A 25217-nucleotide genomic window follows, 5' to 3' on the forward strand; every position below is an offset into this window, starting at 1 on the left:
GTAATTTTAAAATCAGAAATTAATATTGTTTAATCTATAAAATAAATCAAATGAAAGTTACCGTAGTAGGAGCAGGCGCTGTAGGAGCCAGTTGTGCAGAATACATAGCAATTAAAAATTTTGCTTCAGAAGTAGTTTTAGTGGATATTAAAGAAGGTTTTGCCGAAGGTAAAGCCATGGATTTAATGCAAACGGCTTCTTTAAATGGCTTTGATACAAAAATAACAGGAGTAACCAACGATTACTCAAAATCAGCTGATAGCGATGTAGCTGTTATCACATCGGGTATTCCAAGAAAACCAGGGATGACGCGTGAAGAACTGATTTCTACCAATGCAGGTATTGTTAAGTCAGTAGCCGAAAACTTAATTAAGCATTCCCCAAATGTAATTGTTATTGTAGTATCTAACCCGATGGACACAATGACTTATCTTACTCATAAAGCAACAGGTTTGCCAAAGAACAGAATTATTGGAATGGGTGGTGCTTTGGATTCAGCGCGTTTCAAATACAGACTGTCTGAGGCTTTAGGCTGTCCTGCATCTGATGTTGATGGTATGGTAATTGGCGGACACAGCGATACGGGAATGATTCCTTTGACAAGATTGGCTACCAGAAATAGTGTACCTGTTTCTAAGTTTTTAGACAATGATAAATTAGAATATGTAAAGGAAGAAACTAAAGTTGGAGGTGCTACTTTAACTAAACTGTTAGGAACTTCAGCATGGTATGCTCCGGGTGCAGCTGTATCTGCTATGGTACAGGCTATTGCATTGGACAGCAAAAAAATGTTTCCTTGTTCCGTTTTCCTTGAGGGGCAGTACGGATTGAAAGATATCTGCATTGGAGCTCCTGCCATTATCGGTAGAAATGGTGTTGAGGAAATTGTTGAAATTGAATTGGATGATGCTGAGAAGTCTAAATTGACTGAAAGTGCTGATGCAGTTCGCAAAACCAATGATTTACTATAATTAACTGCTCTAATAAAAGCATAGAGAATAATGAAAGCACCTTCAAAAAGGTGCTTTTCATTTTCTTAATCTAACTAATAACATGATGCCTGAACATCAACCCAACAATCCACTGCATGGCGTAACGCTCAAAGCCATCTTAGAACATTTAGTAGAGTTATATGGCTGGGATGAGTTAGGCGATAGGATAAGAATCAACAGCTTTAATACCAATCCCTCTATTAAATCGAGCCTTACTTTTTTAAGAAAAACGCCCTGGGCTCGGGAAAAAGTAGAAAGATTATATCTCAAAAGCTTAAAATAAAGCTTTAATATCTGAATACCTCAGGTTTTTGAAATCTGAAATCACCAAATCACAATCACTCAACTCTTTCTCAGAGTGCGTAGTAGTAATGCCAATTACTTTGGCTCCGGCAGCTTTTCCTGCTTCCACTCCGGCAAGTGAATCTTCCAAAACTACGCAGCTGTTTGCTTCCAGATTAATAGCTTTGGCAGCTTTTAAATAAATATCCGGGTGAGGTTTGCCAATGGTTACATCAGCGGAACTTAGTATGGCAGTAAAATAATCTTTGATATGTAAGCCACTTAATATGAAATCAGCATTTTCATAAGGCGCAGAAGTACCCACTACCATAGGCACATCAGCCGCTTGCATAGCCTCCAGAAAAGGAAGCAAGCCGTCTACCGGTTTTAAATCCGGCTTATATTGCTCTCTGAAAAGTGATTCCTTTTCGTCTGCCAGACTTTCAATTTTAGTTTCCGGGATATCTCCAAAAACTTCCGGAATCCACTCTTTGTTGGTTCTGCCATAAACCTTTTTTTCAAGAAATTCATCAGTTACATCTATATCATATTTTTTGCAAAAGTCTTTTATAACTGTTTTATGATGAGGATTGGTATGGGCAATTACGCCATCCATATCGAAAAGTAATCCTATTTTTTTGTGCATATTGTAATTTTATAATTCGAATAAATAACCATCTTTCGATAGTTTATCATACTGTTGGTAATCAAATTTGTATAAAAGGGCTCCTCGTTTAGAGGTAGACTTATCTTTTTCGTTGAGTTTAATGAGCAAACCGGTTTTAAGAATCTTTCTTCTGAAGTTTCGGTCATCAAATTTAGTTTGATAAATAGCTTCATACAGATTTAATAACTGGGGAAGCGTAAATTTATCAGGCAGTAGCTCAAAGCCAATGGGTCTGAAACGAGCCCTTTCCCGCAATGTTGTCAGAGCCATTGCAACCATCTCGTTATGATCGAGAATCAGTTCAGGCACTTCTTTGAAATCAACCCAATGTGCTTCGTGATTGGCTACATTAAGGTTACGGTTTTCCTCATTTAACTTAATCAGGCTCCAGTAAGCTATAGAAACCACACGGTCGCCTTTGTCTCTGTTAATTCTACCAAAAGCATGTAGCTGTTCAACAAAAAGTGATTCCAGTCCGGTAGTTTCCTTTAGCACTTTATAAGCGGCATCTTCAACATCCTCATTTTTATTCACAAAAGAACCGATTAATGACCAGTGCCCAGCCAAGGGCTCAAACTCTCTTTTAAATATCAGAAGCTTAAGGCCTTCATGGTCAAAACCAAATATAATGCAATCTACAGCCAGTAGAATAGCTTCTTTGTTTTTGTAACTACTGCTCACTGCAGAATTTTTGACTTCCGGCATAAACATTAAATTTTTTTGTAAAAATAACGAGCGATATTTTAAATAAAAATAAAGAACTGTTATATTGACGATTAATATTAAACGTCATATTGACGATAAATGAAATAAAAATGGATTAATGGTTTGAAAATCAGTTGGATATAAGTGATTTAAATACCTCAAATTATTGAAAAACATGAGTAAGAGATATGTTATAGGTTTAGATTTCGGTACTGATTCAGTTCGGGCAGTGCTGGTGGATACCGATAACGGGAGCACGTTGGCTAGCCGTGTAAGTTGGTATAAAAGATGGAAGAATAAGAAATTTTGTGATCCTGAATGCAATCGTTTTCGTCAGCATCCACTGGATCATATAGAAGGCACTGAGAATACTATAAAAGGAGTATTGGAAGATTCCGGAATAGACGCAAGTCTTGTAAAGGGCATTTGTATAGATACCACAGGGTCTTCTCCACTTCCGGTAACCAAATCAGGAGAGGCACTGGCCTTACAACCGGGTTTTGAAGAAAACCCTAATGCCATGATGGTGCTTTGGAAAGACCATACTGCCATTAAGGAAGCAGAAGAAATGAACAAATTGGCTGGTGAATGGAATGGGCCTGATTATATGCAGTATGTAGGCGGTATTTATTCTTCAGAGTGGTTTTGGGCCAAAATCCTGCACATTAGCAGGGAAGATGAACAGGTGAAAAATGCTGCTTATTCTTGGATGGAGCATTGTGATTACATGACCTATTTACTGGTAGGAGAAGATAATCTTGAGCAATTCCGAAGAAGCAGATGTGCAGCCGGTCATAAAGCATTATGGCACGAGAGCTGGGGAGGTTTACCGGAAGATGCATTCTTTGAAGCTTTAGATCCTTATCTGGTAAGCGTGAAGAAGAACTTATATAAAGACACCTATACTTCAGATTTGCCGGCAGGTAATTTAAATAGTGAATGGGCTGAGAGATTAGGCTTATCTACCGATTGTATTGTGGCAGTAGGTACTTTTGATGCTCATGCAGGGGCTGTAGGGGCTGAAGTAAAAGAGAATACTTTGGTGAGGGTAATGGGTACTTCCACTTGCGATATCATTGTAAGCTCTTCTGATATTATAGGTAAAAATACCGTGAAGGGAATTTGCGGACAGGTAGATGGATCAGTAATTCCCGGTATGGTTGGTTTGGAAGCTGGGCAGTCTGCTTTTGGAGACTTACTGGCATGGTATGTTGATTTGCTTTCATGGCCACTCAACAGACTGCCAGATACAGATTTGCCTATTACTGTAGAGCAAGTTGAGCTTTTCAAGGACAGGATGATTGCAGATCTTTCTGAAGCAGCTGAAAAAACTCCTTTATCAGAGAATGCACCGCTGGCGCTTGACTGGGTGAATGGAAGACGTACTCCTGATGCTAATCAGGCACTTCGTGGCGCTATTATGAACCTCAGCCTGGGTACTAAAGCTCCGTTGATTTTCAGAGCTTTGGTAGAAGCGATCTGCTATGGGGCAAAGGAAATTATCAACCGCTTTGAAGAGGAAGGTGTACAGATAAAATCTGTAGTTGGGATAGGAGGAGTAGCTAAAAAATCTGCATTCATAATGCAAACGTTAGCGGATGTGCTCGATCGTCCAATCCAAATAGCTGTTTCTGAACAGGCACCCGCTTTAGGAGCAGCCATGTATGCTGCCGTAGCCTCGGGTATTTACCCTTCTGTATCAATAGCTTCGGAAAAGATGGGGAATGGTTTTGATAGAATATATCTTCCTGTTAAAGAGCATGTTGTTCACTATAAAAAACAATTTAAAAAGTATCAGTCTTTTGGTGCCTACATCGAAAAATCAACAATTGAAAAATAATAGAAATGTCAGAATATAAAGCTTTAAAAAAGGAGTGCTATGAAGCCAATATGATGCTTCCCAAGCTGGATTTAGTGATATATACTTTCGGAAATGTGAGTTGTGTAGACAGGAGAAAAGGAGTATTTGCCATTAAACCAAGTGGTGTACCTTATGAGATTTTGAAAGAAGATGATATTGTTATCCTTGATTTTGATAACAATGTGCTTGAAGGAAAGATGAGACCCTCCTCTGACACTAAAACGCATTCTTTCCTTTATAAAAACTGGATTGAAATAGGAGGCATTTCACATACACATGCCACCTATTCTGTTGCCTGGGCACAGTCACAAATGGATATTCCGATTATGGGAACCACTCATGCAGATCACCTTACAGAGGATATTCCTTGTGCACCACCTATGAAGGATGAACTCATTCAAGGTGATTATGAGCATAATACAGGCCAGCAGATTTTAGATTGCTTTAATGATAAAAAGCTTTCTTACCAGGAGGTGGAAATGGTGCTGATAGGCAACCACGGCCCTTTTACCTGGGGAAAGAATGCTCAAAAGGCAGTGTACAACAGTAAAGTCCTGGAAGAATTGGCAAAGATGGCTTACATCAGTCTGCAAATCAACCCAAAGGCACCACGATTAAAAGATGCTTTAATTAAAAAGCATTACGATAGAAAACACGGTAAAAATTCATACTACGGTCAAAATTAATTATTAAAATGAGAGATATTAAAAATTATGAGGTTTGGTTTGTAACAGGTAGCCAGCATCTTTATGGCGAAGAAACCCTGAAAAATGTAGCCAACCATTCCAAAGAGATTGCCAATGCATTGGATGGAAGTGAAGATATTCCTGTAAAAATAGTTTATAAAGGGCTTTCCACTACTCCTGATGAGATTTATGCAATATGTCAGCAAGCTAATACCCAGGAAAACTGCATTGGAATGGTGGTATGGATGCATACTTTCTCACCTGCTAAAATGTGGATTAAAGGTTTACAGTTACTGCAAAAACCCATTGCCCATTTTCATACACAATATAATGATGAAATTCCGTGGGGAGAGATTGACATGGATTTCATGAATGAGAATCAATCTGCACATGGAGACAGGGAGTTCGGGTTTATGATGACCCGACTGCGCAAAAACAGGAAAGTAATTGTAGGCCATTGGAAAGACAAAGAAGCGGTGAAGGAACTTGGGTTTTGGACAAGGGCTGCAGCCGGATGGTATACTTTCCAGACATTGAAAGTAGCCAGAATTGGCGATAATATGCGTCAGGTGGCTGTAACCGAAGGCGATAAGGTGGAAGCGCAAATGAGGTTTGGCTTCTCTGTGAATGGGTATGGAATAGGAGATGTGGTGAAATACCTTGATAAAGTAACGGAAAAGCAAATAGATGATTTAGTAAAAGTATATGCTGACTCCTATACTATTGATAAGTCTGTGCTTTCTCATAAAAACCTCAGGGATGCAGCTAAGATAGAAATTGGCTTAAAAGCCTTTTTAGAAGAGGGAGGTTTTGAAGCCTACACGGATACTTTTGAAGATTTACATGGTTTCCCTCAATTACCCGGAATAGCTACTCAAAGGTTAATGGAAGCAGGTTATGGTTTTGGAGCTGAAGGTGATTGGAAAACAGCTGCACTGTTGCGTGCCTCCAAGGTAATGGAACAAGGTTTAGCAGGTGGTACTTCTTTCATGGAAGATTACACCTATGACTTTGGAAAAGATAAGGCAAGGGTTTTGGGTTCTCACATGCTTGAGATCTGCCCATCTATTGCCTCAGACAAGCCTACTTGCGAAATCCATCCGCTATCAATTGGCGGCAAGGATGACCCCGCAAGGTTAGTGTTTAATGTGGCATCAGGCCCTGCCGTGAATGTTTCATTGATTGATATGGGAAACCGATTCAGGTTGTTGATTAATGAAGTAGAAGCGGTAACCCCTCCTCACGATTTACCCAATTTACCGGTAGCCAGAGTACTGTGGGATACAAAACCAAACCTAAAAGTGGCTGCATCGGCATGGATTTATGGCGGAGGTGCGCATCATACGGTTTTTAGCAAATCGCTTCCCACGGAAGTATTTGAAGATTTCGCTGAAATGGCCGGCATAGAGACCTTAATCATTGATAGTGATACTACAATAAGAGGTTTTAAAGAGACTTTAAAGTGGAATGAAGTGTATTATCAACTTTTTCAAAATAAACTGTGATGGAAAAAAATATTGATTTAAGAAGTGCTGATACTATTCGCTATTTATCAATTGCGATGGTAGAAAAAGCACAATCCGGACACCCGGGCGGCCCAATGGGTGGAGCCGACTTTATGCATATTTTGTATTCAGAATTTTTAAAGTTTGATCCGGATGATATGAACTGGCATAACAGAGATCGTTTCTTTCTTGACCCCGGTCATTTATCTGCCATGCTTTACAGTCAACTTCATCTTTTAGGCAAGTATAGTAAATATGATCTGGAGAACTTCAGACAATGGGGCTCAAGTACTCCGGGTCATCCTGAAGTAGATAAAGACAGAGGTATTGAGAACACCTCTGGTCCTTTAGGCCAGGGACATGCCATGGGAATTGGTGCCGCTATTGCAGCCAAATTTCTTGTACAGCGCTTTGGTTCATGGTTGGATCATACTATTTATACTTACATTTCCGATGGAGGTATACAGGAAGAAATATCACAGGGAGTGGGGAGAATAGCCGGATTTCTGGGACTTAATAACCTGGTCATGTTTTTTGATTCCAATGATGTGCAGCTCTCTACCGTAACGGCAGATGTAACCAGCGAGAATACCGCCATGAAGTATGAAGCATGGGGATGGAAAGTGCTTACTATAGATGGGCACAACCATGATGCAATCAGAAAAGCCTTAAAGGAAGCTCAGGATGAGCAAGAAAAACCTGTTCTGATAATAGGAAAGACTATTATGGGAAAAGGTTGTGTAGATGGTGAAGGTAAATCTTTTGAAGGAGCTGTTGAACTTCATGGTAAACCTGTGGGCAAAACAGGGGCTTCATTTGAGAAAACACTTGTTAATTTAGGTGCTGACTCTAAGAATCCGTTTTTAGTACCTCAGGAAGTTACAGAGTATTATCAATCTATTTTGGAGCGTAAGAGGAAAGAGGCGGCCTCTAAAAAAGAGGAAGAGCTAACATGGAGAAAAGATAATCCTGACTTAGTTAATAAACTGGATCTTTTCCTCAGTGGTAAAACCCCACCTATTGATTACTCTACTATCATTCAAAAAGCTAACTCAGCTTCCAGAGATGCTTCATCTGTTGTATTAGCCGAATTAGCAGATAACGTAGAAAACCTGATTGTTGCTTCGGCAGATTTAAGCAATAGTGATAAAACGGATGGCTTTCTTAAGAAAACCACTTCCTTCAAATACCATGATTACAGTGGGCATTTTCTTCAGGCGGGTGTAGCAGAGTTTTCTATGGCCGCATTGGCTAATGGAATGGCTTTGCATGGAGGTGTCATTCCGGTTGTAGGTACTTTTTTCATATTCTCAGATTACCAAAAGCCTGCACTCAGACTTTCTGCTTTAATGGAACTGCCGGTTATTTATTTGTGGACCCATGATGCCTTCCGCGTAGGGGAAGACGGCCCGACTCATCAACCTATTGAGCAGGAGGCCCAGATCAGGCTGATGGAGAAACTTAAAAATCATTCCGGTAATAAAAGTTTTTTAGCCATTCGTCCTGCCGATGCACATGAAACTACAGTAGCATGGCAAATGGCATTGGAAAACACCTTTACACCTACCGGATTGATCTTATCGCGTCAGGCAATTAAAGATTTGCCACATGAGGATAGGTATACACAGGCGCAAGGAGCAAAAAAAGGAGCATATGTGGTGAAGGAGGGACAGGATGCCAAAATTATTCTTTTAGGTAATGGTTCCGAAGTAAGCACACTCTTTGAAGCAAGCGAACTGCTGGAAAAAGACGGAATCTCTGTTGATATAGTTTCAGTTCCCTCCGAAGGACTCTTCAGAAGTCAGTCGCAGAACTACCAGAAAAGTGTATTAAACTCCGGGAAATTTTTCATTGGTCTTACTGCAGGTTTGCCTGCCACTTTAGAATCTCTGGTAGGTTGGAATGGCGAAGTCATCGGATTAGATCATTTCGGCTATTCGGCACCGGCAGAAGTACTGGATCAGAAGTTCGGTTTTACAGCAGAAGAAATTTACAAAAAAGTTAAAATCTTTCACAAAAAATTAAATCTATGAAGTTTTTTATTGATACAGCTAACCTAAAAGATATTAAAGAAGCCTATGAATTAGGTGTTTTGGATGGAGTAACCACCAATCCTTCTTTAATGGCAAAAGAAGGTATTGCAGGAGCTGAAAATGTTACGGCACATTATAAAGCAATTTGTGATATCGTAGAAGCCAATGTAAGTGCAGAGGTCATAGCTACCGATTACGAAGGCATTATGAAGGAAGGTAGGGAATTGGCCAAACTGGATGATAAGATAGTTGTAAAAGTGCCGATGATCAGAGAGGGGATAAAAGCTATTAAGCAATTTACTGCTGAGGGCATCCGAACCAATTGTACGTTGATTTTTAGTGCAGGTCAGGCACTTTTAGCGGCCAAAGCCGGTGCCAGTTATGTGTCCCCATTTATTGGCCGTTTAGATGATATTTCGCACGATGGAATGGCTTTAATAGAGCAAATTATTCAGATTTATCAGAATTACGGTTACGAAACTGAAGTTTTGGCAGCTTCAGTAAGGCATACCATGCATTTAATTCAGTGCGCAGAAGCAGGAGCTGATGTAGTAACATGCCCATTGAACGTAATCACCGGCTTACTAAAACATCCTTTAACAGATAGCGGACTGGCTAAATTCCTGGAGGATCATAAAAAATCAAATAGTTAACATATGAAGCAGCTAGATACTTTAGATTGGGTATTTATTACCATCTATTTTGCCATTCTTTTTGGTGTGGCACTTTGGGTAATCTTTAAGAAGAATGAAAATACAGAAGATTACTTTCTTGCAGGCAGAAATGTTGGTTGGTTTGTAGTAGGGGCATCTATATTTGCTTCTAATATTGGTTCGGAACATGTGGTAGGTCTGGCCGGAGCAGGTGCAGGGGATAAAATACCTATGTTAATTTATGAAATTCAAGCATGGGTGGTGCTGATTTTAGGATGGGTTTTTCTTCCTTTCTATGCCCGGAGTGGCGTTTTTACGATGCCTGAATTCCTTGAAAAGCGCTTTAGTGCAAAATCAAGATGGTTTTTATCAGTAGTTTCTCTGGTAGCTTATATATTGACCAAGATTTCAGTAACCATTTACGCTGGAGGAGTGGTTGTTTCGGCTCTTTTAGGTATTAATTTTTGGGTGGGTGCCATTGCAACAGTTGTTTTAACTGGCATTTATACCATATTTGGAGGAATGCGTGCCGTGGTGTATACCGAAACTTTGCAGGCAATAGTACTCGTATTTGGAGCCGCAGCACTTACTTTTATAGGCCTTGAATATGTGGGTGGCTGGGGTGAAATGAAAGCCACTTTAGGTCCTGAATATTTCAATATGTGGCGTCCTACCACAGATCCTGACTTTCCTTGGCCCAGCTTGCTGATAACCAGTACAATCGTGGGTGTATGGTATTGGTGTACCGATCAGTACATTGTTCAAAGAACATTAACCGCTAAAAATATTAAGGCAGGTAGAAGAGGAGCTATTTTTGGAGCATTTTTGAAATTATTACCGGTGTTTTTATTCCTGGTTCCGGGTATAATAGCTTTAACCTTAAAGCAAAAAGGCCTTTTAAACTGGGATACCCCTGATCAGGCTTTTCCTGTATTAATGAGTAATTTGTTGCCCTCAGGTTTAAGAGGTTTGGTAGCGGCAGGTTTATTGGCTGCGCTAATGAGTTCTTTAGCTTCTGTTTTCAATTCATGTTCTACCTTATTTACTGTGGATATTTACAAGAAAATGAGGCCGGAGGCTTCAGAGAAGAAACTGGTAACTACAGGAAGAATTGCTACTCTTGTAGTGGTAGTTTTAGGGATATTATGGATTCCTATTATGCAGAATATATCAGGCGTTTTATATGAATATTTACAAAAAGTTCAGGCCTACATAGCACCACCTATCACTGCAGTATTTTTATTAGGTATCTTCTATAAACGAATTAATGCCAAGGCAGCGTATCTTACACTGGTAGTTGGTTTTATTGTGGGTGCTCTTAGAATAGTGCTGGAATTGGTTCAAAGTAGTTTAACTCCTGGTTCTGTATTACACACTATAGGTAGCGTGAACTTCCTTACCTTTGGAGCGTGGTTCTTCCTGATTTGTATTGTCTTTACCATAGTTATCAGCTTAATTTCTGAAAAACCTGATCCGGTAAAAATTTCCGGCTTAACCTACGGTACCTTATCTGAGGAGGATATCAGAGAAAATAAGATGAGTTATAACTGGAAAGATATTGTGGCATCTGTCCTTATTATAGCCATTGTAGTAGCGGTAATGATCTTTTTCAACGGTAAATAAAATGTAGAAGGATGTGTATACTCTTAAACTACATAAAGTTTTGAAATGTCGTTTTAGAAGTTTTTTCCAGTCTACCTGATAAGAGATGGAAAGGTACATCCTGAGTTTAAGCAGGAGCCGCTTGCTCCTGAAAATTCTTATACACTTATAAAGTGGATTTAAGGCCAATGGTGGTTTTAATGAAATTAAACAAATGAAATATGAGGTTTAAAGTCATTTTTATATTGTCAATATTTGCCTGGGCCTGTCAGCCTGCAACACAGGAAAAAGCAGCGATTCAACCTTTCCATTTAAGTCAGGTTGAGTTGCTGCCTGGCCCTTTTTACGAGGCTCAGCAAACAGATTTGCAGTACATTCAGGAAATGGATGTGGACAGGTTGCTGGCACCTTATCTTACTCAGGCGGGATTAGCACCTGTAAAAGTAAATTATGGCAATTGGGAGGGAGATGGATTAAATGGCCACATTGGGGGGCATTATCTTTCAGCTTTGTCAATGATGTATGCGGCAACGGGTAATGAGCAAATGTTAGAGCGCCTTAACTACATGGTAGATTGGCTGGAGAAGTGTCAGCGGGCTAATGGAAATGGTTATGTAGGAGGTGTGCCTCAAAGTGATAGGATTTGGAGTGAAATAGCGAATGGTAATATTAATGCAGATTATTTTTCATTGAATGGTGGCTGGGTTCCTCTCTACAATATTCATAAGATTTTTGCAGGTTTGAGAGATGCCTATTTATATGCAGGAAATGAGAAGGCTTTGATCCTTTGGAAAAACCTGTCCGATTGGTGGCTGGATACAACAGAATCATTAAGTGAAGACCAGCTTCAGCAAATGCTTAAAAGTGAGCATGGTGGTTTAAATGAAGTGTTTGCCGATTTATATGCTGAAACAGGTGAGCAAAAATATTTAACAATGGCTAAAAAGCTCTCACACCGATTACTGCTCAATCCTTTAATGAAAGAGGAAGATTCACTTACCGGTATGCATGCCAACACGCAAATCCCAAAGGTGATAGGTTACGAACGCATAGCAGCTTTAGACTCCTCAATACAGTGGAATAAAGCTGCTTCATTCTTTTGGAATACGGTAGTAAATAATAGAACAGTAGCCTTCGGAGGTAATAGTGTTCGGGAGCATTTCCACAACAGCGATGATTTTTCATCTATGATAAGCTCTGAGCAGGGGCCGGAAACTTGCAATACTTACAATATGCTCAGGCTTTCCCATCTTCTTTTTTTGGAGGAGGGAGAAACCAGGTATATGAACTATTATGAGCGCGGACTGTACAATCATATCCTTTCATCTCAACACCCAGATGGTGGCTTTGTGTATTTTACTCCTGCAAGACCCAGGCATTACCGTGTCTACTCTCAACCTCATCAGGGAATGTGGTGCTGTGTGGGCTCAGGGCTTGAAAACCACACCAAATATGGGGAGATGATCTACGCCCATCAGGGAAATGATATCCTGGTTAATTTATTTATTCCATCTGTTTTGGAATGGAAAGACAGAGGTATTCTATTAGAGCAGGTAACAGATTTTCCTCTTTCAGAAAGAATAGCACTTACAATAAAAGAAATAAAAGACCCCTCAGAGTTTACTTTTAAGGTGAGAAAACCGGAATGGCTCAATAGAGAAGCTACTATTAAGGTGAATGACAAACTCATCAATAATAAACAAGCCGATGGCTACTACCTTATTACCAGGAATTGGAATAGCGGAGACAAAATTACAATAGACCTACCTATGGATACCAGATTGGAGTATTTACCTGATGGTAGTAATTGGGCTGCCTATATGCATGGGCCTATTTTAATGGCTTCTATTACTGATACCACTGATCTGGATGGACTTTGGGCAGATGACAGCCGGATGGGACATGTAGCTGATGGTGATTTTTATCCAATCAACCTGGCCCCGGTTTTAGTAGGTGATGATGAGTCATTAACAAAGCTTGATTCCGTGGCTCCTTTGCAATATTCTCTGGAAGGTAAATATTATGCGCCAGAATATAGTAATCTTTCACTTGTTCCATTCTATCAAATTCATGAAGCACGCTATATGATGTACTGGCCGGTGACAGACTCCCTGGGGCTGGAAAAAATGCAAGCTGAAATGAAGGAGGAAGAGTCGGAAAGGTTAGCTTTAAAAGCAATAACTGTAGATTATGTAAAACCGGGAGAGCAACAACCGGAAGCGGATCACTTTTTTAAAGGTGAAGAAACTTTTATGGGCTATAGTGAGGAAAAATACTGGCGTAGCGGAACTGGTTGGTTTTCTTATGAATTAAGAGACCCGAGTCAGAAAGCCAGCTATTTTCAGATAGGAATTATGGCCAGAAAAGGAGAATCTTTTGATGTATTGGTAAATGGTGAACTATTGAAAAGATTTGAGGCTTCCGGAGGAGAAGAACTGTTTAAAATTAAATGGCCACATTCTTCTAAATCAGGACGGTATGAAGTATCCTTCCGGTCAGTTGATCAGGCAAGAATGCCTCGCATTTTCGATATACGGTTGTTAACAGATAACTAATTTTCTCTATTTTGCCGGAATTCTAATCAATTGGGATGTCACTAGTTAAAAGGGGAATTTACAAAGTAATTATGTGGGAGAAGTTTTTCTTCTCTCTTTTTCTCTCAGTAGTATTGATAGCGTCATTCAATACAGGTGGGTACAGTCAAACCAGAAATACCCGTTTTCAGCATTTGACCATAGATGATGGGCTGCCCCAAAATATGGTGGATTGTATGCTTCAAGATAGCCATGGTTTCCTTTGGTTTGGTACCTGGAATGGTCTGTGTAGATATGATGGATACACTTTTGAAGTTTTTGATAACCAAAGTTCAAAAGGGAAGTCCATCCGCGATAATTTTATATATGCATTATTGGAAGATGCTTATGGCAATATCTGGATAGGGACTCACCGGGGTTTGCAGGTGTATTTGCACCAAAATGGAGAATTCATTTTTATAGATGATGAGCGTGCAAAAGGTGCTGATTTAAAGGATAAAAATATACGCTCTCTAGCATTAACAACAAATGGCAACTTAGTTGTAGGTTCTAATGATGATGTGTACTTATTTGAAATAGCAAATTCCAGAGGAGAATTAAACCTTATTAAAAACTATACTTTAGGTATATATGATAAAAATATAAGAGGAACAGTTGTAAATACGCTAACTACCGATGCTGTAGATGACATTTGGATAGGAACCAATGCTGGTATTACAGTAATTCCTTCAAACAATAATGATTTTAAATATTTCAATACCTCATCTTCAGGTCTTTCCTCTGATCAGGTACTTTCCATTTTTGAATCCGGCAATGGAGAGATATGGATAGGAACAGAATATGGTTTGAATAAATTGAACCAACCCACTAACTCATTTATTCAATTTGTAAGTGATGGAAATATAGGGTTAGTGCATAATACCATTATGGATATTATTGAAGATAATTCCGGTAATTTACTTATTGCCACATTAGGTGGATTAAGTGTGATGGACAAGCAAACTAACCAATTTACAAATTACAAAAATGAGTATAATGTTAAACACAGCTTAAGTAATGATTTTGTAAACTGCTTGTTGCTGGATGATAAAAATAATGTTTGGATCGGTACGGAAAGGGGAGGTGTTAATTTCTATAATACCAATCAAAATGTTGTGGAACATTTTGAGTACCACCCCGACAATTCTAATAGCTTAAGTTACAGTACGGTAAATTCAGTTTTTAAAGAGGAAGCCATTTTATGGATAGGCACAGCCGGTGGGGGGGTGAATAAATATAATCCTGAAACAGGTGTTTTTACTCATTACAGAAACAATCCTGAGGATCCTGCAAGTATTTCGAGCGACTTTATAACCACCATTAGTAAAGATAAATACGATAGATTATGGATTGGAACCTGGGGCTGGGGTTTAAATATCCTTTCGAAAACTGATAAAGTTTCAGATAGGTTTATCCGTCATGCTGCACCTGAAAAAGCAGGACTTACCAGTAATTTTATATCCTCTGTAGTAGCGGATGCTTACGGAAATTTATGGATTGGAACATTAGGGGGGCTCGTAAAATATGACATTGAAAAGGATGAGTACCATCCTTACAATCCCTCAGATAATACCATTGAAATTTCAAATATAGGCTGTTTACTTTTTGAAAATAAAAACACCCTGTGGCTGGGAACCAGAAATGGCCTCTATCGATTGCAATCGGCTGATGGCACTTTTGAGCCAAAAAATACTATCATCGATGTGTTTACAAGCTCCGGAAATGATACCACTTCTATAAGTGGCAATTATGTGATATCAATGTTGAAAGATTCAGAAGGTGGGCTTTGGTTCGGAACGTATGGGCAGGGGCTCAACAAACTAATTAAAAAAGGTAATTCTATTCACTTTAAATCTTTTACAACAAAGGATGGTCTCAGCAATACGGTAATTTACGGTATTGAGCAGGACAACGAAAAGAACATATGGCTTAGCACGGATTTTGGTCTTTCTCGTCTTGATCCGGAAACAGAAGATTTCAGGAATTTTTATACAGTAGATGGCTTGTTAAACAATCAGTATTACTGGTCCGCTACTCATAAAAGTGAAGATGGTAAGTTGTACTTTGGAGGAATGGAAGGGCTGGATGCTTTTTATCCTGAATGGATTAAAGATGATTTTGAATCAAGCAAGGTGACTATCACGGACATTAAAATCTTAAATGAGTCAGTAGCACAGGACAAAGAATATAATGGAGTGGTTGTTTTAGAAGAAAGCCCTCACACTGCAGAAAAGATCAATATATCTTATAAAGAGAAAGTTTTTGGGATAGAGTTTTCATCACTTAATTTCCGTCAGCCCAAAATGGTTCGCTATGCTTACATTTTGGAAGGATTTGAAAACGAATGGAATTATGTTTCTTCCGGCAGGAGGTATGCAACTTACACCAACCTAAAGCCCGGCGAGTATACTTTTAAAGTGAAGGCATCCGGTAGTAACGGAGAGTTTGATACTTCCCCTACATCCATAGTTATATCCATTGCCCCTCCATTTTGGGATACACTATGGTTTAAGTTTCTGTGCGGATTAATGTTAGTGGGAATAATATTAGGGTACATCAGGTACAGAACATATTCTTTAAATAAACAGAAAGTTATTTTGGAAGCGCAGGTAAAAGAGCGTACTGAAAAAATTAGCCTGCAGAAAGAAGCTTTGTCATTGCAAGCCTTACAACTCTTAAATAATAACAATGAGTTGGAAGAAAAGCAAGAGATGATTGAGGGCCAGAATCTTATTTTAGAAAATCAAAATAAGGAAATAACAAATCAGCATAATGAGCTTAAAAAATTAAATAATAAGCTAAAGTTAGTGAGCCAGCTAAAACTGAGTTTCTTCACTAACATATCCCATGAGTTTAGAACACCATTAACATTAATTCTTGGTCCAATTGAGTATTTACTTAAACAACACGACTTGAGCAAAGAGGTAAAAAACTCACTTAATGTCATGAACAGAAATGCCCAACGGCTTCTCCATCTGGTTAATCAGATTATGGATTTCAGAAAAATTGAACAAAAAAGAATGGAGTTAAAAGTGGCTCAGGGCAGTATAAGTGGTTTCTGTAAGAATATTTTTAAAGCTTTTGAACCGCTTTCCACTGCACGGAATATCAAATTTGCTTATCAGGAATTTAGTTTGCCGGAAGAAGTGTGGTTTGATAAGGGCAATATGGAAAATGTACTTTATAATATTTTGTCCAATGCCTTTAAATATACCAATCCAGGGGGTAACGTTAACCTTGAGGTAAAGGGGCTTACAAAAGAAGAGGCTAATATTAAGCTAGATGTAGAAGCAGGGGATCAGGAAAAGTCAGTTATCAGTATTAAAGTCCAGGACACAGGTGTTGGTATTAGTAAAGAAAACCTGCCACTGGTTTTTAAGCGTTTTTATAGGATTGAATCAGAAGAGGCTTTTAAAATAGGAGGCTCAGGTATCGGCCTGGCACTTACCGAGGAGTTAGTAAAAGCGCACCACGGTAATATTTTTGTGCAAAGTGTGCCCGGGGAGGGATCAACTTTCGAAATTCAATTTCCATGTTTGAAGAATTATTACAGCTTTAATGAGCTATCTGAGAAGTTGGATGACGAAGTTAACATAACGCAACAGGTTGAAATTTTAAAGAATGAGTTCTTAAATGATTACAGCGAAGAAGAATCTGTGCCGGAGGTAAGTTCTGTTTTTGAAAGAACAAGAGCCACTATTTTGATAGTAGAGGACAATACAGATTTGAGAAAATTTATAGCCCATAGGTTTGATAAAACTTATGATGTAATTGAGGCACCAAATGGATCAGTAGGCATTGATTTAGCCTTTAAGCATTGGCCTGACTTAGTTATCAGTGATGTGATGATGCCTGAAATTGGTGGTTTGGAACTCTGTGCTACCTTAAAAAATAATTTAGCCACCAGCCATATACCTATTATTCTGTTAACAGCTAAGAGTGAAGTGGAAAATCAAATTGAGGGTTTACAGACAGGAGCTGACGAGTATTTGGCCAAACCTTTTAATTTTGAACTTTTAGAAGCAAGAGTGATAAACCTTATTGAATCAAGAAAAGAACTGCGAAAGAAATTTCTTGAAGTCTCTGATTTTAGAATTAATGATGCAACTACTAATCCCAAGGACGAAAAATTTCTGAAGCATGCCATTAAAATAGTAGAAGAGAACATGGAGGAATCTTTATTCGGTGTTAAGCAGTTTGTTGACACCATGGGAATTTCCAGAAGTTTACTGCATAAAAAACTAAAAAAACTTACCGATCAGTCTGCAGCTGAGTTTATCAATCATTTAAGGATGAAACGTGCTAAGCAATTACTTAAAGAAGGCGAGTTAAACGTTTCGGAAGTAGCTTATGCCGTTGGGTATAACGATCCAAAATATTTCACGAGACTTTTTAATAAGTACTTTGGCAAAAGCCCTAAAGATTTTATGATTAAGTAGTATGAAAAGGCTTTTTTTAACAATTAAAAGCAAACGTTTGCCATTAAAATGGGCTTAATTAGCTAATAAAGCTATTGTGTAAATGTGTCCACCAAATTTACACAATAGTCAACCTGATAGCTAATTTGTCTGTGCACCTTGCCTCTGTAATTAGTCAAAGCAGCTAATTAAAATATAACTTTAATTTTAATTAAAATTACTATGTATGCAAACGTTTACGAAACTAGAATTTTTCTTGGTTACAATGGTGGTTGTACTCTCTTTTACTATAGCACTAGTACTGGAGAAGGTACTTGAGAAGACTATACCCTTCAAAGCAATAGAACAACCCCTTGTCAGCATCAACATTTTTGAGACGGGTGTTAAAAACATTTCAGTAGTCGATAGACATATTGTTATGGCGAGAGCTATAACAAGAGAAATCAAAATGCACTATCCTTTTTATATAAAAGCATGAACTCTTTAAAATCTAATTTTATGAAAATAGCTAAACTGATAAGATATGCTTTTTGCATATTGATTATGGTGTCATATGGATGTGAGGATGATTTGGAGCCATTTACAATTAATGCTCCTGCCGATTTACAAGCCAGAATAGATTCAATTGCTGCAGCTAAGGCAGCTCAAAATACCGGAGACACAACTTTTATAGAAATCTCAACTGCAATTGTTGGCGAAGAAGATTTTAGTTCTCCGTGGTGGACAGATTTTTCTGATTACTTCGCTGTACCCCCAGGTAAGAAACTGACTTTGGAGTTTATTAACCACAATGGAGGCAGTCCGGATAACTTTAAAAATTGGGTTTTGTTGGTTAGTAATGAGGCAGGAGATCGTGAGGCCGAAAGTTATTCCGAGTACTTCGCATTACGCTCGGATGCTTATGGTTGGGGTAATGGAGACTTTGACATAGGAGTTATTTCCACTAACTATGCTTCGAATCTTGAGTCAGACCCAACTGATGAAGATTGGGCTAATTTTAGGGCAATCATGGATGGTGCTCATGTAACACTTGAAATTGATCACTCTTCCTCTGGCTATGCGTTCATTACAGGAACAGCGGTAGGTACTGATGGGACTGAGCTGGTTATTACATACAATCAACCAGTTTCTGCTACTGCAGCTATCAATGTGTTTTTAGTTGCTGAGGGTAGTTATTTTGAAATGGAAGAAGCGTACTTAGTGCCTTCTCAGGTAACTGAAATAGCAGATGCTAACCCAGTTTCTCTGGATATTACTGGAACACCAGCTATGGTAGAGATAGGTAGTGAAGACTTTTGGGGTAATGCTGTTGCCACAGTAACTTATGATGATGGCTCTTCTTCTGAAATAGACTCTGCAGATTTATCCTTCAATGTAATTCCAGATTTGACTACTGTTGGAGAAAAAACGGTATTAGTAGCTTACAACAAAACTAAGCAAGGTGTATTTACTAAATCAGTTTCAGACTTTTATACACTGAACGTAGTGAATGCAATAACTGGTTTGGAGGTATCTACACTACCGGACATAACTACGTATTATTTCTTTGATAGCGATTCTATCGTTTTCAATCCAAAAGGAATGGTTGTAACAGCAACCTATGCCGATGGTAGTAGTGGAACATTGGATAATGTAAATCTTGAATTTGACTCCATTGCCGCAGTGGCAGGTGCACAAAATGTCGGTATTGCTTATGAAGGTGCAACCAGCATAGTAACAACTACATGCCCTATTACACTTGTTCAAGGAAATAGTCAGGTAGGGGCTTCTAACTTTTCTACACCTTGGTGGTTAGAATTCTCTAATGATTTTACCGTATCATCAGGGGAGAGTAAAATGTTTGAAATGTACTGTTACTCTGCCGGTAACTTGCCTTATCAAAGTCCTAGTACAATTCTTCGAAGAGCCGATAACTCTGCTGAATATGCCGTAACGAGGATGGATAATTTTGGATGGGGTGATGGATATAGCACAGCCACTCTCTCAAATGATTGGGTTACAAATAGTGAAGGTTTTGATGTGGAGTTCTTTAACTCAAATATAAGCGGCTCGCATATAATAATTACTGTTACAAACAATGGAGATGATACAGCTGATATACGCTATGATGTAACTTATGCTAATGGTGACACACATTTTCAGGAGTATACTGGAATAACTGTGGACAGTACTGATCTTAATTGCACACTCGTAATTGAAGGAGCCTACATCGTGCTTCTTAACTAAATCACTCGCTAAAAAATATTAAAATATGAAACACTTATATACATTACTGATAGGGCTTTTGGCGTTGGCACCAATGGCATATGCAGGAGGCAGCTCCAACAGCATTATGATGGCCATAATTCAGCAAAATGAGACAATCGTACAAGGTAGAGTTGTAGAGGAAGGCGGAGTACCCCTTCCTGGTGCTACAATCATGGAAAAGGGTACTAGTAATGGTGTAGTATCTGATATTGATGGAAACTTTTCACTATCCGTAGCGGACAAATCTACTATTGTTATTTCATTTATAGGATTCAAGACTACTGAAATTGAAGTGGGAGGAAGAACACAACTAGGTGAAATCACAATGGTGGCTGATTTGTCAGAGCTTAGTGAGGTAGTAGTGGTGGGTTATGGTACACAGCGTAAGGTTGATCTTACAGGTTCTGTGGCCATTGTTGATACTGATGAGATGAAAAAAATATCTAATTCGAATGTTTCATCAGCTCTTCAGGGTAAAGTCGCAGGGGTTAGAGTAACTGGTGATGGGCAGCCCGGAGCAGATCCACAGATTCGAATTAGAGGTATTAGTTCGTTTGGAGATACCAATCCGCTGTATGTTGTTGATGGAGTAATCACTAATGCTATTCGTGACTTTTCACCAAATGATATCGAATCAGTACAAATACTTAAAGATGCCGCATCTGCTGCCATCTATGGTGCCCAGGCAGCAAATGGAGTGGTAATTATTACCACCAAACGCGGTAAAAGAAATCAACCTTTAAAAGTAAATTATAGTGGTTATGTTGGGGTTGATGAAGTGCCGGATGGTGTATATAATGTAATGAATTCTGAGCAGTATGGTCGTTACATTACCATGGCATTTAACAACAGCGGTATGGAGGTTCCTAACGGTTATGATCCAAATCATGAAGATTATATTGATCCGAATGTAGTAAATACCAATTGGCAGGATGAAGCATTTAAAACGGGAGTCCGCCAAAATCACCACTTAAACCTTTCCGGAGGGGGTGAGAACAATACCTATAATCTTTCACTTGATTACTTTAATCAGGAAGGTACTATAGTAGGGGCCGGACCTAATCTGGAACGCTATACTGCCAGATTAAATAATACAATGAATGTGAAATTCCTCACCTTAAAAACAGGTCTGGTTTATAGTAAAAGCGATCAGGATAATATGGCATTAAGTAATGCGAATGAGTTTGTACAGGGGCTTTACGGTGCACAATTTCCGGTAATGGCTTCTGCTTTGATTACTCCTCCAACTATAAAAGCATACGATCCTTCAACCTGGGTGCTTGATGACAGAATTTCTGCAGCCTCCCAGTACAGATATGATTCGTATGGCTATGGCACGTATTATGATGACATTCACGGTGATTTGCGTATAACCAACGTGCTGCTAACCAATAACATATTAACGAGAAACTCAAAAGTTGATCGTCTGCAAGGGTCTGCTAATGCAAAAGTTGATTTTTTTGAAATGCTTGGAGTAAAAAGTAGCAACCATAAGGTGGAATATGACTTGAATTTATCATATAACACAACTGCTGTAAAATCTTTAACATTTGTACCGGCATTTATTCAAAGTACAACAAATTACCTGACTAAGAGTAATGAGATGCTCACCAAATCGAATTTGAGTATAGGTATGACGCTGGCTGAAAACTTTCTGACGTATGATGGTAATTTTGGTCTCCATCATGTTAACCTGGTAGCAGGTACTGCATTCCAAAGGCAAACCAGCGAAACAGTGAATGCTGTTGGCGTGAACTTAACGGAACCTTACTTTTTACAGGTAGATAATTCATTACAGACTAATGCGGATAGCTACCAGGAGGAAACTGTATTATGGTCTTATTTTGGTCGGTTGAATTACGATTTTAATCAGAAATATTACCTATCTGCAACAGTACGTTATGATGGTTCCAGCCGACTCACTCCAGAGGTAAATCAGGATGTATTTCCAGCAGTTTCTGCTGGGTGGCGTATTGATCAGGAGAATTTCTTCCAGGTTTCAAAATCAATGATAAGCTTGCTCAAAATCAGAGGTAGTTATGGTGAACTGGGTAATATTTCCGTGTTGGGACCATACGGCTACGTAGATGTGATGGCGAGACAGGATTATACTTACAGCTTTGGTAATACCAAGGTGAACGGATCGGCCAGATCAAATTTCAATAATGAATATTTAGTGTGGGAGAAGAGGAGAACAACTGATGTTGGTTTGGATCTTGCCATGATAAACGGTAAAGTAGATTTTACATTTGATTATTACCGGGCAGAAACTTTGGGTGGGCACTACGGAATACCTATCCCGGCACAAGCAGGTTTTACTAATGAAAGTGAAAACTTTAACGCATCTACAATGGTCAACTCTGGCCTTGAGTTTACTGCAGCTTATCATCATGATGAAGGTCCGGTTACATTTGATGTTTCAGCCAATTTAACTACGCTGAATAATGAAGTAACCCAGTTAGGAGTGAATAATTTACCCAGAACTGACGGAAACGCTCGTACAGAGGTGGGACAAGAAATCGGCCGATTCTATGGTTATGTTTACGAGGGGATATTCCAGAATGAAACTGAGATACTCAACAGAGTGAATTCAGAAGGAGAAAAGGTTATTCAGAATGGCGCTCAACCAGGAGATGTGGCTTATGCTGATATCAATAATGATGGCCAAATAACCAATGAAGACCAGACTTATTTAGGCAGTGGTTTACCGGACTTTAATTTTGGATTTAATGTCGGTGCCCAATGGAAAGGGATAGACTTAAGTGTATTTGCATTTGGAGCCGGTGGTTTTAAAGCAGTGGATTTTGTTGATGTGACTTTACGTAGTTCATATGGTGCCTTGAATAAAAGTGTGGAATTACTGGATGCGTGGACACCTGAAAACCCAAGCACTACGGTACCGCGTGTAGCGAACAGACCAAATGGAGACATCACTAACGATGCTTTCAGTAGTCGTTTTATTCAGAATGCATCCTATTTGAGAATTGCTAATATTCAGGTAGGATATACCTTCCCTGATAAGTGGTTTGGTGATTACGTCAGCAATGCACGTCTTTATGTAACAGGGCAAAACCTGGTAACATTCTCTCAGTATGTTGGGTATAATGTTGACTTTTCCGGAGGTCTTTTTACCCCTGGCTATAATTATGCTTCATATCCACAACCTCGCGTATTAACAGTGGGAGCTCAATTTTCATTTTAAAAAACTATCCAAAAATTAGTATCAATATGAAAAATTTAAAAATAATTCTTACAATGTTGGTTTTGATTGTTATTGCATCAGCCTGCAAAGATGAGTTGATAGTGGAGGATCCTAATAATCCAACAACTGCTGATTTTGGGAAATCTGAATCGGATTTTAGAGAGGTAGTTATTGCTTGCTACAACCGTATTCGTTTAGAAGGTACGTTCGCAAGGGTAGGCTATGCCTTAGATGCTGTACGTGGTGATGAGGTATGGAATTCTTCACAGCAGTGGTATTTGGAATATGATAATTTGAACTCTCCCGGCACTATTGATATTGGTGACCAATGGCCATGGAGAGATAATTATCATGTAGTGAATAGAGCTAATTTTATAACAACCTATATCGATGAGGTGGACATGCCTGAGGATTCCTATAATGAAATTGCCGGACAGGCACGTTTCCTGCGAGCCTTGGCTTATTATAATTTAACTACTTATTATCAGGATGTACCTCTAATTACAGACTATGAAGATTATTCAGATTTAGAGAAACTATATAAGGCTAACAGTCCTCAAGAGGAGGTCTTAGACCAAATTGAAGAAGACCTTTCCATGGCCATGACTTTGCTGCCCTCTAAAGATAAAGGGGGTGAATGGGCGCTGGGTCGTGCTACAAGTGGTGCTGCAGCGGGCTATATGGCGCGTGTATTGATGTTCCGTCATAAATTCGATGAGGCTTATCCCATACTGCGGGATATCATTGCCGGTAAGTACGGTAGTTACAGACTAATGAGTGATTATGGTGATAACTTTAGAGAAAGTACAGAAAACAATGATGAAAGTCTGTTTGAAGTTCAATTCATGAACTTTGGCACTGGTGGAACAGATGAAGAGTGGACCCCGGTTAATATAAGTCCTGATGCAACGCAGGGGCACGCAATAGAAAGTAATTTTGCTTCACAGGAATTGGGAAGCTGGGGCGATCTGGCAGGAGCTCCCTGGTTATATAACCTATTTAAGGCAGAAAGCTCTACTGATGGAAGATTAGATCCTCGCTTGTACTGGACATTAGTGACTTATGAAGATGAATATGATCTATATACTAATCAGAATACTGCAGCATATCCTAATGGTGACCCACGTACCAATGTTGCTTACCAGCAAGAATTAACAGAAACACCTCTTTCCAATAATGCTCAGGGTGGTATTTCTATCGCCAAACATACCAATGCCAGAACCAATATTTATGCTTCTATTACAAATGGTTTGCAATGTGGTGTGAATCTACGACTGATGCGTTACAGTGATGTCTTGTTAAGAGCTGCAGAGTGTGAAAATGAGATTAACGGACCTACACAAATAGCGATTGATTACATCAATGAAGTACGTAGAAGAGTAGCTCTTCCGGATCTTCAGCTGGCTGATTTCCCTACAGCGGATCATCTATTCGAGCAGATAGCCAACGTTGAACGCCCTAAAGAATTTGGTTGTGAAAACGGTAGGGGAAGAGATCTCATTCGTTGGGGATTTTTCTATGATCAAGGTCGACTTCAGCAGTTAATTGAGCATGGATATTACGTAACAGATGGTACAGCTAATACTGACCTGCTAACAGCCGCTACCGCCAGTAACTCGTCATTTAATACTTATACTCCGGGAAATGAATACTTCCCGATATTTCAGGGTACACTGAATGCCAATCCAAATCTGGAAGGAAATTCGGCAAACAAAAACGAGGATAACTCAACTAAATTCTTTGCCAATGGCTACTCTGTTCACCCAGTGGTAGAATTAGAATAATTTGTAT

The 25217-nt window shown here is 39.1% G+C and carries 16 protein-coding genes; 14 read left to right on the plus strand and 2 right to left on the minus strand.

The annotated features are described in order from the left end of the window. Positions 1 to 50: 50 nt before the first annotated feature. On the plus strand, positions 51 to 971 hold the full coding sequence (gene mdh / locus IEV85_RS08940; protein ID WP_188462436.1) for a malate dehydrogenase: 921 nt from the start codon (positions 51 to 53) through the stop codon (positions 969 to 971). A gap of 85 nt (positions 972 to 1056) precedes the next feature. Next, a complete protein-coding gene (locus IEV85_RS08945) occupies positions 1057 to 1275 on the plus strand; it encodes a VF530 family DNA-binding protein (RefSeq protein ID WP_188462901.1) in 219 nt (72 codons plus the stop codon). Here the strand turns inward: IEV85_RS08945 and IEV85_RS08950 are convergent. Both IEV85_RS08950 and IEV85_RS08955 read right to left on the minus strand, forming a co-directional pair. Beyond that, positions 1267 to 1920, minus strand: coding sequence for an HAD family hydrolase (locus IEV85_RS08950; protein WP_188462438.1), 654 nt, complete (start codon positions 1918 to 1920; stop codon positions 1267 to 1269). The two genes, IEV85_RS08945 and IEV85_RS08950, sit on opposite strands and share 9 nt — an antisense overlap. 9 nt (positions 1921 to 1929) lie before the next feature. Continuing rightward, the gene (locus IEV85_RS08955; protein WP_188462440.1) at positions 1930 to 2646 is read right to left on the minus strand and encodes an NrtR DNA-binding winged helix domain-containing protein; all 717 of its coding nucleotides are present in this window, start codon (positions 2644 to 2646) and stop codon (positions 1930 to 1932) included. A 175-nt stretch (positions 2647 to 2821) separates the two neighbouring features. Between IEV85_RS08955 and IEV85_RS08960 the strand changes: the two genes are divergently transcribed. From IEV85_RS08960 to IEV85_RS09015, 12 genes are all read left to right on the plus strand, one after another. Next, a complete protein-coding gene (locus IEV85_RS08960; RefSeq protein WP_188462442.1) occupies positions 2822 to 4486 on the plus strand; it encodes a ribulokinase in 1665 nt (554 codons plus the stop codon). Between the two features lie 5 nt (positions 4487 to 4491). Continuing rightward, positions 4492 to 5193 carry an L-ribulose-5-phosphate 4-epimerase gene (locus tag IEV85_RS08965; protein ID WP_188462444.1) on the plus strand — a complete coding sequence of 234 codons (702 nt, stop codon included), beginning with the start codon at positions 4492 to 4494 and terminating at the stop codon, positions 5191 to 5193. Between the two features lie 8 nt (positions 5194 to 5201). After that, the gene (gene araA / locus IEV85_RS08970) at positions 5202 to 6698 is read left to right on the plus strand and encodes an L-arabinose isomerase (protein ID WP_188462446.1); all 1497 of its coding nucleotides are present in this window, start codon (positions 5202 to 5204) and stop codon (positions 6696 to 6698) included. Beyond that, entirely contained in the window at positions 6698 to 8731 is a 2034-nt protein-coding gene (locus tag IEV85_RS08975) for a transketolase family protein (protein WP_188462448.1), read from the plus strand. The genes araA and IEV85_RS08975 overlap by 1 nt, the downstream gene beginning before the upstream one ends. Next, positions 8728 to 9384: a fructose-6-phosphate aldolase gene (gene fsa, locus IEV85_RS08980; protein WP_188462450.1), complete on the plus strand. Its 657-nt coding sequence runs from the start codon at positions 8728 to 8730 to the stop codon at positions 9382 to 9384. The genes IEV85_RS08975 and fsa overlap by 4 nt, the downstream gene beginning before the upstream one ends. A gap of 3 nt (positions 9385 to 9387) precedes the next feature. Continuing rightward, the gene (locus IEV85_RS08985) at positions 9388 to 11007 is read left to right on the plus strand and encodes a sodium:solute symporter (protein ID WP_188462452.1); all 1620 of its coding nucleotides are present in this window, start codon (positions 9388 to 9390) and stop codon (positions 11005 to 11007) included. Between the two features lie 200 nt (positions 11008 to 11207). Continuing rightward, complete coding sequence (locus IEV85_RS08990) at positions 11208 to 13541, plus strand: glycoside hydrolase family 127 protein (RefSeq protein WP_188462454.1); 2334 nt, start codon at positions 11208 to 11210, stop codon at positions 13539 to 13541. Positions 13542 to 13576: 35 nt separating this feature from the next. Continuing rightward, positions 13577 to 17998: a two-component regulator propeller domain-containing protein gene (locus IEV85_RS08995; protein WP_188462456.1), complete on the plus strand. Its 4422-nt coding sequence runs from the start codon at positions 13577 to 13579 to the stop codon at positions 17996 to 17998. Between the two features lie 205 nt (positions 17999 to 18203). Then, a complete protein-coding gene (locus tag IEV85_RS09000; RefSeq protein WP_188462458.1) occupies positions 18204 to 18455 on the plus strand; it encodes a hypothetical protein in 252 nt (83 codons plus the stop codon). Positions 18456 to 18475: 20 nt separating this feature from the next. Further along, positions 18476 to 20203 (plus strand): hypothetical protein, encoded by a 1728-nt coding sequence (locus IEV85_RS09005; RefSeq protein ID WP_188462460.1) that lies wholly within the window; start codon positions 18476 to 18478, stop codon positions 20201 to 20203. A 25-nt stretch (positions 20204 to 20228) separates the two neighbouring features. After that, positions 20229 to 23426: a SusC/RagA family TonB-linked outer membrane protein gene (locus IEV85_RS09010; RefSeq protein ID WP_188462462.1), complete on the plus strand. Its 3198-nt coding sequence runs from the start codon at positions 20229 to 20231 to the stop codon at positions 23424 to 23426. 26 nt (positions 23427 to 23452) lie between these two features. Beyond that, complete coding sequence (locus IEV85_RS09015; RefSeq protein ID WP_188462464.1) at positions 23453 to 25210, plus strand: RagB/SusD family nutrient uptake outer membrane protein; 1758 nt, start codon at positions 23453 to 23455, stop codon at positions 25208 to 25210. Positions 25211 to 25217 lie beyond the last annotated feature (7 nt).

This window comes from Marivirga lumbricoides (genome assembly GCF_014636295.1).
Lineage (GTDB): Bacteria > Bacteroidota > Bacteroidia > Cytophagales > Cyclobacteriaceae > Marivirga > Marivirga lumbricoides.

Coding starts and splice junctions, on each gene's coding strand:
- fsa (WP_188462450.1), top strand. CDS start 8,728: ATGAAGTTTTTTATTGATACAGCTAACCTAAAAGATATTAAAGAAGCC.
- IEV85_RS08950 (WP_188462438.1), bottom strand. CDS start 1,920: ATGCACAAAAAAATAGGATTACTTTTCGATATGGATGGCGTAATTGCC.
- IEV85_RS09015 (WP_188462464.1), top strand. CDS start 23,453: ATGAAAAATTTAAAAATAATTCTTACAATGTTGGTTTTGATTGTTATT.
- IEV85_RS09005 (WP_188462460.1), top strand. CDS start 18,476: ATGAAAATAGCTAAACTGATAAGATATGCTTTTTGCATATTGATTATG.
- IEV85_RS08955 (WP_188462440.1), bottom strand. CDS start 2,646: ATGCCGGAAGTCAAAAATTCTGCAGTGAGCAGTAGTTACAAAAACAAA.
- IEV85_RS08995 (WP_188462456.1), top strand. CDS start 13,577: ATGTCACTAGTTAAAAGGGGAATTTACAAAGTAATTATGTGGGAGAAG.
- mdh (WP_188462436.1), top strand. CDS start 51: ATGAAAGTTACCGTAGTAGGAGCAGGCGCTGTAGGAGCCAGTTGTGCA.
- IEV85_RS08945 (WP_188462901.1), top strand. CDS start 1,057: ATGCCTGAACATCAACCCAACAATCCACTGCATGGCGTAACGCTCAAA.
- IEV85_RS08965 (WP_188462444.1), top strand. CDS start 4,492: ATGTCAGAATATAAAGCTTTAAAAAAGGAGTGCTATGAAGCCAATATG.
- IEV85_RS09010 (WP_188462462.1), top strand. CDS start 20,229: ATGAAACACTTATATACATTACTGATAGGGCTTTTGGCGTTGGCACCA.
- IEV85_RS09000 (WP_188462458.1), top strand. CDS start 18,204: ATGCAAACGTTTACGAAACTAGAATTTTTCTTGGTTACAATGGTGGTT.
- IEV85_RS08960 (WP_188462442.1), top strand. CDS start 2,822: ATGAGTAAGAGATATGTTATAGGTTTAGATTTCGGTACTGATTCAGTT.
- araA (WP_188462446.1), top strand. CDS start 5,202: ATGAGAGATATTAAAAATTATGAGGTTTGGTTTGTAACAGGTAGCCAG.
- IEV85_RS08975 (WP_188462448.1), top strand. CDS start 6,698: ATGGAAAAAAATATTGATTTAAGAAGTGCTGATACTATTCGCTATTTA.
- IEV85_RS08985 (WP_188462452.1), top strand. CDS start 9,388: ATGAAGCAGCTAGATACTTTAGATTGGGTATTTATTACCATCTATTTT.
- IEV85_RS08990 (WP_188462454.1), top strand. CDS start 11,208: ATGAGGTTTAAAGTCATTTTTATATTGTCAATATTTGCCTGGGCCTGT.